Origin of the sequence: Streptomyces sp. NPDC088157 (genome assembly GCF_044741545.1) — a bacterium.
Lineage (GTDB): Bacteria > Actinomycetota > Actinomycetes > Streptomycetales > Streptomycetaceae > Streptomyces.
This window is the reverse complement of record NZ_JBIUSU010000018.1, coordinates 13,447-27,877: the sequence shown is the minus strand read 5'-3', so window position 1 is coordinate 27,877 and position 14,431 is coordinate 13,447. Positions and strand designations below refer to the sequence as shown.

The 14,431-nt window shown below is 74.9% G+C and carries 7 protein-coding genes; 3 read left to right on the top strand and 4 right to left on the bottom strand.

Annotated features, from left to right (window positions below; all coding sequences use genetic code 11):
• Nucleotides 1-9: 9 nt before the first annotated feature.
• A complete protein-coding gene (gene mycP, locus ACIPFH_RS42055) occupies nt 10-1,287 on the bottom strand; it encodes a type VII secretion-associated serine protease mycosin (RefSeq protein WP_401835237.1) in 1,278 nt (425 codons plus the stop codon).
• A 14-nt stretch (nt 1,288-1,301) separates the two neighbouring features.
• Nucleotides 1,302-2,828, bottom strand: coding sequence for a type VII secretion protein EccB (eccB, locus tag ACIPFH_RS42050; RefSeq protein WP_356255850.1), 1,527 nt, complete (start codon nt 2,826-2,828; stop codon nt 1,302-1,304).
• 223 nt (nt 2,829-3,051) lie between these two features.
• Here eccB and eccE point away from each other — a divergent pair, with 223 nt between their 5' ends.
• From eccE to ACIPFH_RS42035, 3 genes are all read left to right on the top strand, one after another.
• Nucleotides 3,052-4,356 carry a type VII secretion protein EccE gene (eccE, locus tag ACIPFH_RS42045; RefSeq protein ID WP_401835234.1) on the top strand — a complete coding sequence of 435 codons (1,305 nt, stop codon included), beginning with the start codon at nt 3,052-3,054 and terminating at the stop codon, nt 4,354-4,356.
• Entirely contained in the window at nt 4,353-5,147 is a 795-nt protein-coding gene (locus ACIPFH_RS42040) for a hypothetical protein (RefSeq protein ID WP_401835232.1), read from the top strand. Before eccE ends, ACIPFH_RS42040 begins: the two co-directional genes overlap by 4 nt.
• A gap of 328 nt (nt 5,148-5,475) precedes the next feature.
• Nucleotides 5,476-9,252, top strand: a complete 3,777-nt coding sequence (locus ACIPFH_RS42035; protein ID WP_401835230.1) for an SCO5717 family growth-regulating ATPase — start codon at nt 5,476-5,478, stop codon at nt 9,250-9,252.
• 75 nt (nt 9,253-9,327) lie between these two features.
• Here the strand turns inward: ACIPFH_RS42035 and ACIPFH_RS42030 are convergent, their stop codons facing one another.
• Nucleotides 9,328-10,272 carry a bifunctional riboflavin kinase/FAD synthetase gene (locus tag ACIPFH_RS42030; RefSeq protein WP_401835227.1) on the bottom strand — a complete coding sequence of 315 codons (945 nt, stop codon included), beginning with the start codon at nt 10,270-10,272 and terminating at the stop codon, nt 9,328-9,330.
• 141 nt (nt 10,273-10,413) lie between these two features.
• Entirely contained in the window at nt 10,414-14,349 is a 3,936-nt protein-coding gene (locus ACIPFH_RS42025; RefSeq protein WP_401835224.1) for a trypsin-like peptidase domain-containing protein, read from the bottom strand.
• Between the last annotated feature and the right edge of the window lie 82 nt (nt 14,350-14,431).

Here is a 14,431-nt window from a genome sequence, read left to right as displayed (position 1 = left end):
CGCCGCCCCCTACTCCGCCCCCGCGACCCTGCGCCCCCGTCGCCGTGCGTCCCGGATCGCGGTGGCTGTGCCGCCGAGGCCCGCGACCAGTACCGCCGCTGCCACGAAGACATAGGTGGCGAGGCGGGTGTTGCGTTCGTCGGGGGTCTCGCCGGTGTGGAACCTGGCGGGGCTCGGGGCCTCTGCTCTGGTCAGGCCGTCCTGGGGGGTCGGGGACTCGATGGGGTGGTCGTCCTCCGTCAGGGCACGGACCGGGTCGACGACGCCCCAGCCGACGAGTCGGTCGTGGCCCGCGATGGTGCGTTCCGCGGTCTGTTCGATCTGGGCGACGATCTCGCGCGCGGTCCAGTCCTGGTGCTTCGCCTTGAGCAGCGCCGCCACGCCCGCCACGTACGGCGCCGAGAAGCTCGTGCCGTTGTCGGAGCAGTGGCCGCCCTGGGGGACCGTGGAGACGATGTCGACGCCGGGGGCCGCCACGCCCACGAAGTCCCCGGACTGGGAGAAGGAGGCGCGTTCGTTGTTGCGGTCCGAGGCGGCGACCGCGAGGACGCCCTCGTAGGACGCCGGGTAGGTCTTCTTGACGTTGCCGCCGACGCCGTTGTTGCCCGCCGACGCCACGACCACGACCTTGCGGTCCAGGGCCTCGTCGACGGCCCGCTCCAGGTCGTCGGAGGGCCGGGCCGCGTCGGACGTGTCCTGGGAGATGTTGATGACCCCGGCCCCGGCCCGCACGGCGTAACGGATCGCCTCCGCCAGGGACTTGGTGTCGCCATGGCCCTCGGCGTCGTTCTGCTGGATCGGGATGATCGTCGCCTCGGGGGCGAGGCCCACGAAGCCGGTGCCGTCGAGGGGGCGGGCCGCGATGATGCCGGCGACCTTGGTGCCGTGCCCGACGGTGTCCGTCGTGCCGTTCTCGGCGCCCCGCTCGATCGGGTCGCCGTCGTCGTCCTTGAGGTTCTTCGGCAGCAGGTTGCGGCCGGCCTTCGCGTCGACCGCCCCGGTGAGCTGCGGGTTCTTCACGTCCACGCCCGTGTCGATGACGGCCACGCGGACGCCCTCGCCCTGGGAGCGACTCCACAGTTCGTCCAGGAGGACGCGCTGAAGGGCCCAGGGTCGGCCGGGGTACTCGCCGTTGGGGAACGTGCACTCGTCCGAGTAGGGCAGCTTGTCCGCGGCCGACGCGGGGGGCGCGAGGACCGTGGCCGTGGTGAGGAGGGTCGCGGTCACCACCAGCAGCGCGGTACGCAGCACAGGGGCCGTACGAGGCGTCGTCGCAGTCCGCAGCACCGTCGTCCTCCTCCTCACGAGCCCTGGGGCTGACGGGCCGCCGCCGTCGACAGACGGGGGCCGGTGGGCAGGAACGTCGACCAGGCGGCCGGGACGGGAGCCGGATCGATGTCCTTGTAGCCCAGCAGGGTCTGGGCCTGCTGGGCCTCCTGCTGCTGCTTCGCGCGCTGCTCGGCGGTGGTGCCGATGCCCGCGTCGTCCGTCGCGCTGTCGCCGTTGGACTGCAGCACGTAGCGCAGACCCGTGTCGGTGACGAGGAAGACCGGGCCGGCCTTGGTCGCCTCGCCCTGGAACTGGCGGTAGAGCTGGCCGGAACCCGGCGTCACATAGGCGCTGGAGGAGCCGGTGGGCAGCTTGGCCGGGAAGTCCGTGCCCGCCCAGGTGCTCAGGGTCGTGGCGCCCGAGCCGGCGTTCACGCCGCGCAGGACGGTGCAGACCGTGCTGCGGCTCCCGGCGGCCCCCGAGGCGTCGTTGACCGGCGCGGGGTCACCGGTGGGCCAGCGACGCTCGGTGCCGAACGCCTGGCCCGGCACGATCGCGCCGGGGCTCAGCTCACGGGCGTGGCCGGCCTGGCCGAGGGGGGCCAGCTCCTTGCTGAACAGCAGGAGCTGGGCGACGAAGGCGGACACGGGGGCGACGCGGCCGCTCAGCACCACGTAGTACTGCTCGGTGTTGTTGTCGAACGCCTTGAGCACCATGCCGACCCTGTCGGCCGACGTGTCCAACTGGCCCGGCGCGCCGGCCGCCCCGCCCGGCTGACCGGGGATGTCGGGGAAGGCGATCGGGTCGCCCTGGTGCAGGGTCGCCAGCCATTCCGCGGACACCCGTTGGGGTTCGCGGCCGGAGCCGACCACCGCGCGCAGCAGCAACTCGTCGGTCTTGCCCACCGGGTACGCCGTGCCGCCCGCGTCCACGACGTAGCGCCTGCCGTCCGGATCCGCCACGTAGAGGAGTTGGCCGCCGCGCAGGCGCTCCGCGCCCTCGGTGGCGTCCTTCTCCCGGGCGGCCAGGACCAGCGCCGCCTTCTGGACGGAACCCCCGCCCCCCGCGCTCGGCCGCTCGCAGACCACCCACCGCTTCGTGCTGCCCGCCTCGGACGCCGAGGGCAGCCGGTCGGGGGCGTACGGGATGCCCACGGTGACGCCGTGCGGGATCTTGCCGTTGTCGAGCACCGACTCCGAGACGGTCACCACGTCGCCCTGTCCCTCGTCGAGGAGCAGTTTGGCGGAGGCCATGTTGAGCACCGGGTGCAGCTGGACCTCGTCGCCGGTCCGCAGCACGACATAGCGGGTCGTGGACTTGCTCGCGACGATCACCTTGGCGTTGGGCACGTCCCAGCCCTTGGGGGCGGTCGGTCGGAACATGCCCCACGCTCCGAAGACGGCCATGACGAGCACCCCGACGACGATCCCGGGCAGGATCGCGCGCACCGGCCGCGGCGCCCCCTCCTCCGAGCCGTCGGGCGACGACTGGAGAAAGGCCGCGAGCATCCGCCGCTTCGCGAAGGTGTAGGCGTTGAGCTGGTCCCGCCGAGATGCCATCTGTGCCCGTCTCTCCCCGTTTTCCGGCCGATTCGCGCGATCCGCGGCGCGGGTGACCCGACTCCCCGTCTCCGATGTCAGAGCGGCCACCTACTATGCCCGGTAACCGTGGGGACTTGAGGAGCGGGTAGGGTTCCTGGGCCGTGGAGTGCCTGTGCGGTGCTGGTACACGGGCGGGATGTGAGCGGAACGGGGGGACGCGGTGAGGGCTTCGGGTACGGGCGTGCGCTCCGACGGCCGGTCACGGAGCCGGGGTTCCTCGACTCCCGGTCCGCGGCCGCCCGAGCGGTCCGCGTCGTCCTCGGCATCGGGCGCGCTCCACCTCAGGACGCGGGCCGGGCAGGGCGGGACATTCCGGTTGCAACGCCTCCTCCTCCTGGAGCTCGCGGCCGCCGTCCTGCTCGTCGGCTGGGTGATCGGTCCGGCGGTGCTCGTGGCGGCGGTGGTCGTGGCCGCCCTGCTGGTGGCCCTCGCGTTCGTCCGCCGTCGCGGCCGCACGCTTCCGCAGTGGCTGGCCACGGCACGGGAGTTGAAGGCCCGTCGGCGGCTGGCCGACCGGCTGGAGATACCGCCCGGGACGGAACCGGGGTTCGGACCGGTCGTGGAGTGCGATCCCGGACTGCGCACGTACGCGTACGGCGGCCGTGACCGGCGGCCCGTCGGGATCGTCGGGGACGGCACGTTCGTCACCGCCGTCCTCCAGGTGGAGGCGGACGCGACCGCGATGCGCTCCGAGCGCGGCCGGCAGCCGCTGCCGCTCGCCCTGGTGCGGGACGCCCTCGATGTGGACGGCATCCGGCTGGAGTCCGCGCAGATCGTGCTGCACACACAGCCCGCGCCCGCTCTGCACCTGCCCCGGCAGTCCGTGGCCGTGGCCAACTACGCGCCCCTGCAGGAGCAGACCGGAGCGCCCGCGGTACGGATCACCTGGATCGCGCTGAAGCTGGATCCGGAGCTGTGTCCGGAGGCCGTGGCCGTCCGCGGGGGTGGGCTGGTCGGGGCGCAGAAGTGCGTCGTGCGAGCGGTGGACCACCTCGCGAGCCGGCTGACCGGCGCGGGATTCCGGGCGACCGTCCTCGACGAGGAGGAGTTGACGGCCGCCTTCGCCACGTCCGCCTGCGCCAACCCGCTGGTGACGGCGGAGGCCGGACGGACCGGGACGGTGGAGCGGCGGACCGAGGAGTCCGGCCGGAGCTGGCGCTGCGACAACCGCCGTCACACCACGTACTGGATGCGCCGGTGGCCCGCGTTGGGCGGCGACGGCCCGTCGCTCCCGCAGTTCGTCGCCCTGGTCACGGCCGTTCCCGCGCTCGCCACCACGTTCAGTGTGACCCTCGCGCGCGGTGACCGGCAGGAGGTGTTCCTGTCCGGGCACGTCCGGGTGACGGGGCGCAGCGACGACGAACTCGTCGCGGCCCGGCGGGCGGTGCAGGGCGCGGCCCGGCACACCGGCGCGGGACTCGCCCGTCTCGACCGGGAGCAGGTGCCCGGCATGCTCGCGACGCTGCCCCTCGGAGGTGCCCGGTGACGGCGACGACGACACGTGGAGCCGCCGCTCCCGGCGAACCGGAGCCGTCCGCCGTCCGGTCCGGGCGCTTCGGGCGCTCCGGACGCCGCTCTCCCCGCAGCGGCTTCGGCCTGATCGGGCCCCGGCACGGACGGCACTCGGTGTCCGCGGACCAACTCGCGGCGCTCGCGCTGCCGATCGGGGACGACGGTGTCGTCATCGGCGTCGGCGCCGAGGGCCGGCCCGCCGTGCTGGGCATCAACCGGCCCACGCCGTACGACGTCGTCCTCATCGGCGGTCTGTGGACCGCGCAGGTGCTCGCGCTCAGGACGGCGGCGACCGGGGCGCGGGTCGCCGTGGAGACGGGACGGCCGCAGGCCTGGGTGCAGATGGTGCACGCGATGGGCGGCGGGCAGAACGGCCTGGCCGTCTACGAGGTCGGCCGGGTGCCTCCGCAGGGCGCTTCGGCGGGTACGCCCGTGCTGGTGGTGCGGGACTGCGGGATGCGGCCGCCGCGCGGTCGGGTCACCTCCGGCCCGTGGCAGTCCGTGCTGACGCTGCTGCCCTATCTCAGTCCGGTCGCGCCCCTACTGGTCCGGCAGGCCCGGCTCGTCGGCGTGCAGCGGATCTCGCCGGACGAGGCCGCGGAACTGGGCCGGGCGCTGGCGCTGCCCGGACGGGACGTCGAAGCACTCCCCTCGCTCGCCGACGGCTTCACACTGTGGTGCGCCGACCGGGACCGGCAGTATGTGATGACCCAGCCCACGGATGCGGAGATCGGGCTGCTGGGCACCCCGAGACGGATGGACTGAGGCGTCGGTCTCGGCGGCTTCTCCCTTTACCCGTGCGGCACTTCGGCCGCTATGGCCGTTTTGTCGAGTGCTCCGAAGCGCATGCGCGGCCCTCTGGGGGTGCGTGACATGGTGGACTGGTGCTGAGGGGTGGGCGGGCCTGCCGTGCCGGGCCGTCTGATGATTAGGCTGGTACGGGGCGCGATGCCGGAAACCGTGGGGTGGACGTCGGCGTCTCCCGGGAAGGGCCGCATCGGACGACGTCAGACGGCCTCGAACCACTCAAGGACGACAAGCGAATGGTCGCCCCCGCACGGCATGAGGGTGCTCGACCACACCAGGAGGAATTGTGAGCAGCGATCGGGACGGGATCCGCGGGGGCTGGGCCACACCCGGCGATGACCAGCCCGACGCGGAGTCCGCCGTCGAGGCGACGGGCGAGTTCACCATCGACTACGCGCCGCCGGCCTGGTACACGCAGAACACGGGCGGCGGGCCGGGTCCGGCGCCTGACGCGGGGGCAGGCGCGGGCCCCGGGGCGAACGCGGGGGCGCCTGGCACGCCCGGCCCGCCGGTCACCCCGGCTGCGCCACCCGCACCGCCCGCGCCAGCACCGGCGTCGGAGGTGCCGTTCACGCCGGCCGCACCGCCCGCGATGCCTGTCCCGGAGGTGCCGTTCACGCCGGCTGCGAGCCCTGCACCGGAAGTTCCGGTCACTGCGGCCACGCCGCCCGCGCCGGAGGCACCGTTCACCCCGGCCGCACCGCATGCACCGCATGCACCGGACATGCCGTTCCCGCCGCCCGCACCTGCCGCACCAGAGGTTGCGTCCGCTCCGGCAGCGCCACCCGCACCGCCGGCACCGCCGGCACCGCCGGCACCGGAAGTTCCCGTCACTCAGGCCGTACCGCCCGCGCCGGAGGTGCCGTTCGCACCGGCCGCGCCTCCCGCGTCGGAGGCGGCGTTCACCCTGACCGCACCTGAAGTACCGGTCGCTCCGGCGGCGCCGTCTGCTCCTCCTGCTCCGCCCGCCGCGCCTCCCGGCGTGAGCTCCGCCGCCGTGCCGGGCCTTCCGGTGGGCGGCGGGTTCGAGCCGCAGTCTCAGCCTCAACCGCAGCCCCACCAGCAGCAGGCCCAGTCCCACTGGGGAGCCCCGGAGGGTTCGGCGGGCGCCGAGGAGAGCGGTGCCGGTAACGGGGACCTGGAGAGCGGTGCCACCATGCGCTTCTCCTCGGCCGCCCTCAAGCGGGAGATCGCGGAGCACGCAGCGGCGGTACAGGCCGAGCCCGTGGAGCCTGCCGAGCCGGACGCCGGGTCTGCCGATTCCACCTCGCCGGGCTCCGTGCCGTCCGAGGGCGTGGACACGGCCGACGCAGCGGACACCTCTGCTGCGGCTGCCGAGCCAGAAGTCGAGGCCGACGGTACGACCGACGAGAGCGGCACCGGGCCCGAACCCGCCGTCGCCGGGCCGGAGGCCGGCGAGGCCGCCTCCGGCGCTGCCGCAGGTGACGAGCCGGCGGTTCAGGACGCCGCTGCCGTGACGGGCTCCGCACCGGACGGCGCTGCCGTCGTCGAGGACACGGTCTCCCGGAACGAGTCCGTCGCCGACGAACCCTCGGATGCCGCGCCGACGGGCAGCGCCGAGCCGCAGGACAACACGCCCCAGGACAACGCGCCCCAGGACGCCGTTCCCGCCGCGCCGCCCGCCTGGACCCCTCCGCCCGCCCCGCAGGGCGAGCTGCCCCCGCTGCCGCCGTCGTACCAGCCGGCGGCACCCGCAGCCGCGGCCCAGTGGCCGGCACAGCCGCAGCCCGCCGATGCCGTGGCGGCACCCGAGCCCGCCCAACAGCCGCCCGTTCAGCCACCGGCAGCCCCGCCCGCGCCGGTCGGCTGGAATCCGTCGGCCCCGGAGCAGGGCCCGGCCGCACCGCAGCCGGGTCACGGCTTCCCCCAGCCGCCCGCGCCCGCCCCGGCGACCCAGCAGCCCCCTGTCCCGCAGCCGGGTTACGGCTTCCCGCACCCCGGTGTCGCTCAGGCCCCCGCGCCTCAGCCGGCCCCGTCGGCGCCCCAGCCGCCCGCCGACGCCCACGGCGGCTACGGCTTCCCGCAACAGCCCACCGGCGTACCGGCACCCCCCGGCGGCTACGGCTTCCCCCAGCAGCACGCAGCGCCTCCCGCACCCCAGCCGCCCGCGCCCGACACTCCGGGCGGCTACGGCTTCCCGCAACAGCCCACCGGCGTACCGGCACCCCCCGGCGGCTACGGCTTCCCCCAGCGGAACACCGGCCCGACGGCGCCCCCCGCCGCCCACACCCCGCCGCAGTCGGCGCCTCCGGCACCCCAGCCGTCCGCGCCCGACGCCTCCGGCGGCTACGGCTTCCCTCAACCCACCGCCGCACCCGCGGCCCCCGGCGGCTACGGCTTCCCCCAGCAGAACACCGGCCCCACGGCACCCCCCGCCGCCCACACCCCCCAGCCTGCCCCTGTGGCACCGCAGCCGCCCGCCGACGTCCATCCCCACGCTCCCGGCGGATACGGCTTCCCCCAGTCCCCGGCACCGCAGGCGCACCCCGGCCTCCCGCACCCCGGCCTCCCGCACCCGGGCATCCCGCAGCAGGCGGACGGTCAGCCCCCGGCAGCCGCCCCTCAGGGTTTCCCGCAAGGCGCGCCTCAGGGCTACCCCGGGCAGTTCCCGCAGTCCCAGCCGCCGGCCGCGCACGCCCCTCAGCCGCCGGCGCCCGACACGGCGCAGGCCCCGCAGCCGCCCCAGCAGCCCGTCGATCCCCGGGCCGGGGCCGCCTGGCCGCAGCCGATCCAGCACGACCAGCGGCAGCCGGTCAACCCCGGTGCCGCGCCGCTGGGTTACACGGCCGCCGTGGAGCTGTCCTCCGACCGGCTGCTCAACAACAAGAAGCAGAAGGCGAAGAGCGGCAGGCCGGCCGCCTCCTCCTCCCGCTTCAAGCTCGGCGGCAAGAAGGAGGAGGCGGAGCGGCAGCGCAAACTCGAGCTGATCCGCACGCCGGTGCTGTCCTGCTACCGGATCGCCGTGATCAGCCTCAAGGGCGGGGTGGGCAAGACGACCACCACCACCGCGCTCGGCTCCACCCTCGCCACCGAACGCCAGGACAAGATCCTCGCGATCGACGCCAACCCGGACGCCGGCACGCTCGGACGCCGTGTGCGGCGCGAGACCGGGGCGACGATCCGTGACCTCGTCCAGGCGATCCCGTACCTCAACTCGTACATGGACATCCGGCGGTTCACCTCGCAGGCGCCGTCCGGACTGGAGATCATCGCCAACGACGTCGACCCGGCCGTGTCCACGACCTTCAACGACGAGGACTACCGGCGCGCGATCGACGTGCTCGGCAACCAGTACCCGATCATCCTCACCGACTCCGGTACCGGTCTGCTCTACAGCGCCATGCGCGGTGTGCTGGACCTCGCCGATCAGCTGATCATCATCTCCACACCGTCCGTGGACGGTGCGAGCAGCGCCAGCACCACGCTGGACTGGCTGTCCGCGCACGGATACGCCGAGCTCGTCTCGCGGTCGATCACCGTCATCTCCGGAGTGCGCGAGACCGGAAAGATGATCAAGGTGGACGACATCGTGTCGCACTTCGAGACCCGCTGCCGCGGTGTCGTCGTCGTGCCGTTCGACGAGCACCTCGCGGCCGGCGCCGAGGTCGACCTCGACATGATGCGGCCGAAGGTCCGGGAGGCGTACTTCAACCTCACGGCGATGGTCGCGGAGGACTTCATCCGCCACCAGCAGCGCCAGGGACTGTGGACCAGCGACGGCAACCCGCCGCCGGTGGCCGCCCCGCCGATGCCGGGCCAGCAGATGCCCGGGCAGCCGTATCCGCCGCAGGCGGGCCAGCCGTATCCGCAGGCGCCCCAGCCCGGTCCCGGCCAGCCGTACCCCCCGCAGGGCGGGCCGTACCCGCAGCAGCAGGGTCAGCCGTATCCGCAACCGCAGCCAGGGCAGGAGCCGTACGCCCAGCCGCAGGAGCCGCAGCAGCCGCACCCGGGGTATCCCCCGGCCGGCTACGGCTACCCGCAACATCCCCAGGCCCCGCAGCCGGGCCAGCCGGGCCAGCCGGGCCAGCCACCGCAGCAGTGAGAACGCCGAAGGGCGGCCGGTGTCCCAGGACACCGGCCGCCCTTCGGCCGTTCACGGGTCGGACCCGCGGAGCGGCTACTCCGCCGCCACCAGCTCCCTGCAGCGCTGCACGTCCTTCGCCATCTGTTCCAGCAGCCCTTCCAGCGACTCGAACTTCGCCTGCCCGCGCACGAACGCGAGGAAGTCGACGGCGACGTGCAAGCCGTAGAGGTCGAGGCCGACGCGGTCGATGGCGTACGCCTCCACCGTGCGCTCGGTACCGTCGAACTGCGGGTTCGTCCCGACGGAGATCGCGGCCGGCATCGCCTCGCCGTTCGCGTGCAGCCAGCCCGCGTAGACGCCGTCCGCCGGGATCGCGGTGTGGGGCAGCGTCTCGACGTTGGCCGTCGGGAAACCGAGCTCGCGCCCCCGCTGCGCCCCGCGCACCACGACCCCCTCCACCCGGTGCGGACGGCCGAGGATCTCCCCGGCGCCCGCGAGATCGCCCTCGGCCACCAGCCGCCGGGTCAGCGTCGAGGAGAACGGCTGACCGCCGCCCGCCTCACCGCACAGCACCAGGTCGACGACCTCGACGTCGAAGTCGTAGACCTTGCCCTGCTCGGTGAGGAACTCGACGTCGCCCGCCGCCTTGTGGCCGAAGCGGAAGTTCGGGCCCTCGACGACCGCCTTGGCATGCAGCTTGTCGGCCAGGACCTTGACCACGAAGTCCGCCGGGGACAGCTTCGAGAACTCCGTGGTGAAGGGAAGGATCAGCGACGCGTCCACGCCCAGTTCCGCCATCAGTTCGGCGCGGCGGTGGTGCGGGGCGAGCAGCGGGGGGTGACTGCCGGGGCGGACGACCTCGCTGGGGTGCGGGTCGAAGGTGACGACGACGGCGGGAACGCCCAGTTCGCGGGCGCGGTCCACGGCATGCCGGATGATCAGCTGGTGCCCGCGGTGGACCCCGTCGTAGGAACCGATGGTGACGACGCTGCGTCCCCAGCCCTCGGGGATGTCCTCCAAGCCACGCCAGCGCTGCACTGTGACCGCTCCTCGAACCCTTGTCCGTATCTGCCATTGCCTCTTACGCAGGACCAAGGGTGCCATGCCGGGTGCCTCCGGCCCGCATCGGCATGGGGGCTGTGACCCGACCCACGTGATCCGGGCCACGCGAACGACGTGTCACGCGGACACCCGCACCCCCGCCGCGTTCTCGATCGTCCGGCGGGCGCTGGGGCCGACCACGGCCGCCCATTCCTCCGGCGCGGCCGTGAGCCAGTCCACCACCCGGACGGCGAAACCCGGGACGTGCCGCGCCAACTCGACCAGGCCGCGGTCGAAGCGGGTCGCGCCCTCGGGGGTGCGGACCAGGAGCAGACCGGTGCGGTGGACGAGGGCGCGCAGCTCCTCGCCGCTGCGCCCGGCGGCCGCGTGCAGCACGGCGTCCAGGACCGCCGGGTCGCGTTCCCGGGTGAGGAGGTGCTCCAGCAGTTCGTCCCGCAGGGGCCGGGACTCCGGAGGGCCGGGGGCGGCCAGTACGCCGGCCAGGGCGGCCCGCACCTGCTCGGGCCCGCCGCCGTCCAGCATCCCCGTGACCAGCGGCAGGAGGACCGCCCGGGCGCCGGCGCCGTGGTCGAGGCGCCGGTCGACGTACTCGGCCACGTGCCCGGCGGCCTCCGGTCGCCGCTCCACCGCCTCCCGGACGAGGGCGGCGACCCGGGGGGCCAGGGCGGGCGTGGTGACGTCGGCGAGCGCGCCCAGGATGCTGCCGGGGTCCGCGCGGCCGGGGCCGAGCAGTCGGGACCGGAAGGCGTCGAGGACCGGCTCGGGGTGGGTGCTCAGTGCGGCGAGCAGGGCGCTCGGCGGCAGTTGCGGGTCGCCCTCCGCGAACCGCTCCAGGGTCTGCGGGAGGTGCCGGGAGCGGGTCTCGGGGTCCCTGACGAGGAGCGCGAGGGCGCCCCCGTGCAGGGTGTGGTCGGCGGGGCGGGCGAGCAGGACGAGGGCCGCGTAGCGCAGCAGCCGGCGGTCCGCCTCCGTCCGGATGTGGGGGGCGGCGCGCAGTGCGGACGTCACCGCCGCGACCCGCCGGGGCGGCCGTTCGTCGTGCGACCACCGGTCGACGGCCCGGCACAGGGCGGACGGTTCGTCCTCGGCCAGCACGGCGAGCAGTTCGTCGGCGCGGGGATGCGCGCAGTCGACGAGGACCTCCGTGAGGTCGTCCAGCGCCCGGTGCCGGTGGGTGTGCAGCAGCGCCTGCGCGGCCGTCGCCACGGTGGCGTGCGGGGTCGCGGGCAACGGCCGCTCGTCGTCGAACCAGTGGGTGAGGTACGGCTGTACGGCTGTGGCGTCGGAGGCGAGCAGCCGGGCGACGACGTCCAGGTAGCGGGGCCCGTCGGCGTCGTGCGGGGCGCCGTCGGCGAGGACCAGACGGCGCAGGAGGTCGAGGCGGGCGTCGGCCGGAAGCGCGAGCTCCGCCCAGAACGCCGGGCCGAAGTCCGCGAACCGGCCGTGTGTCTGAGCACCCGCGCCGATCAGATCGGCCAGCAGGCGCAGGACACCCGTGTACGGCGTCGCGTCCGGGACGCGCAGCAGGGTCTCGGTGAGCAGCCGAGCGGCCCACCACGAGTCCGGTTCGGCATCCAGCGCATGGATCAACTCACGCAGTCGCAAGGCGAGTTGGTGCGGGCCCTGCTGGCGGGCGAGGAGCAGCAGAGCCTGCACCACAGGGCCGACCCGATGGTGCGGGACGGGCAGCGGGTGCCCTCCGTCGGGCGCGCGACGGCGGTGGACCAGGGCACGCAGGGCCCCGTCCAGGTCGAGATGAATGCCCTGGATCCAGTCGGCGAGTTCCTCGTGGGCGAAGCGGTAGCCACGGCCCGCGGGTACGAGGAGGCCCTCGGCGAGGACGGCGGACGCCCATCCGGCGCCGCCGCCGAGCCGGGCCGGCGCCGGGCCCCAGGGGAACACCGCCTCGAACGACGCCCGGTCCAGTTCGCCCTGCCCCGGCCCGAGACTGCGGCGGGCGGCTTCGTGCACCTGGCCGGAGACCTTCGCCGCGAGGCGTCGTACGGCGGTGCCGCGCAGCCCGTTCTCGACGGCGAGGCGTACCGCGACGCGCAGGCACATCAGGTCGAGGTACGCGGCGAGGACGTCGTCGCGGTCGACGGGCGCCGGGGTCGGCGGGCCGGGGAGGGCGGCGCGGACCTCCGAGAGGAGGCGGAGGGTGAGGGGGTGACGGTCGTCGGGAGCCGCGAGCGCGGCCTCGGGCAGGCGGTAGCGGGCGCGGGCCTCGCGGGCCTCGTCGGCGGTGAGGTCGCCGAGGCGGACGCAGGGCGGGAGCGTGTCCCCGGCCGTCGCGCTCCCGTACAGGAGCTCGGGCGGGAACTCCGCGCCCGCCCGTTCCCAGTACTCCGCCCGGCACGCCACGACCAGCCGCGTCCCCGTCTCCCGCAACCAGTCCGCCGTGCCCTCGGTCCACTCGGCGAGCCGGTGGGCGAGGACCGGGGGCATCTCCTCGGGCCCGTCGAGGAGGAGCAACAAGGGACGTCCGACGGCCCGGGCGAAGCGGGCGAGCCGCTCGGGAGTGACGTCACCGAGGCCGCCCGCGCCCGAGGCTCCGGACGGGACGGATCCCGACACCCGCCGAGCAACCGACACCGCTGCCGTACCCCACACCGAACCCGAGCCCGAACCCGAACCCGAGCCCGACACCGAACCCGAGCCCGACACCGAACCCGACGTCGTTGCCGATGCCGACGCCGATCCCGAACCGGAGGCTGCCACGATGCGTGCCGCGCGGTTCAGCGCGCGGCGGGCCGCGTCGGCGAGTGAGTCGTCCCCGCCCCTCAGGTCCGCGCCGCGCAGCCACAGCGTGGGGGCCGGCCGCGCGCCCCGGGCGCGGTGCGCGGCGAGGGTGGCGAGGGCCGTCGTACGGCCGCTGCCCGGTGCGCCGACGAGACCGAGGACGGCCGCCGGGCTCGTCGCGAAGGCGGCGAACTCCCGTGCCGGTCCCACGCGTTCGACCGGCTCCACCTCGACCGCGAAGGAGTCGGTCCCGGTGCTGCCGAGGTGGCCGGACAGCGCCCCGGGGGGACCGTCCGAGCCGACCGAAGTGGCCGTCAGTTCGAGGAGTCCCGCCAGGTTGAGGTCGGCGCCGTACGCGGGCACGGTGGCCGCGTTACGGGCGAGCAGCTCGGCGAGCGGACCGCCGGCCGGGGCCGCCGCCCGCGAGGCCGCCCACGCCACGGCCCCAATCCCCGCCGCACCAGCACCAGCAGCGCCGAAGGCACAGGAGCCGCCACCCGTACCCACATCCGCACCCGCACGCGTCAGCGCCTCCCCCGCTTCCCCGGGCGACGCTGTCATGGCCTCGCCGCCGCTCGCACGGCCGCTCGGCGGCGGGTCCGCGGTGTTGTCTCCGGTCGTCGGGATGTCGTCGGCGCCCGGGACACGGGGACGCAGCGGCACCGCGAAGCCGACGTCGCGGTGGCCCGACCGGAGCGCGGTGCCGAGGACGGCGACGACCGCGCCCGTCCCGGCGTCCAGGACCGGTCCCCCGGCCGCGCCCCCGCCCAGCCGCAGCGCGTCCCGGCCCGCCGTGCCGATCGCCAGCTCCAGGGCGCCGTCGAGGACGTGGAAGCGGTCCGTGGCCGTGTACGTCGCGGACGTCTCGGCGAGCACCCGCGCCTCGCGCCAGCAGCCGGCGGCCAGCCTGACGTATCTGCCGGTCTCGACGCCCTCCCGCACGGTCACCGGCAGCGGGGCCACGCCGAGACCCTCGGTGCGCACGAGGGCCAGGTCGAGTTCCGGGACGGGGGTGACCGCGTCGGCGGTCACCACGCAGCTGCGGTCGCCCGCGGCGTACAGGACGAGCCGGGGCAGGCCGTCGACCGCCTCGTGGCTGGTGATCACCGTGCCGTGGTGGTCGGCGACGAAGCCGGTGCCGCGCGGCCGGCCGGCGAGGTCGCGGATACGGACGAGACAGGCCTCGGCGTCAGGAGCGGCGAAGGCGACCGGGGGTTCCGAGGTGTCCGAGATACCGGGGAGATCCGGCGGGGAATGCCGGGTCGCGCCCCGCAGGAAGTCGTGCCGCGGTGTCCGCGGGCCTCGTCCCGCCATCGTCCTACCTCCCGCCGCGCCCGTGCCCTGCGTCCGACGGTAGGGGCGGGATGATCAGCGGGACAGATCACGGAACGAACGC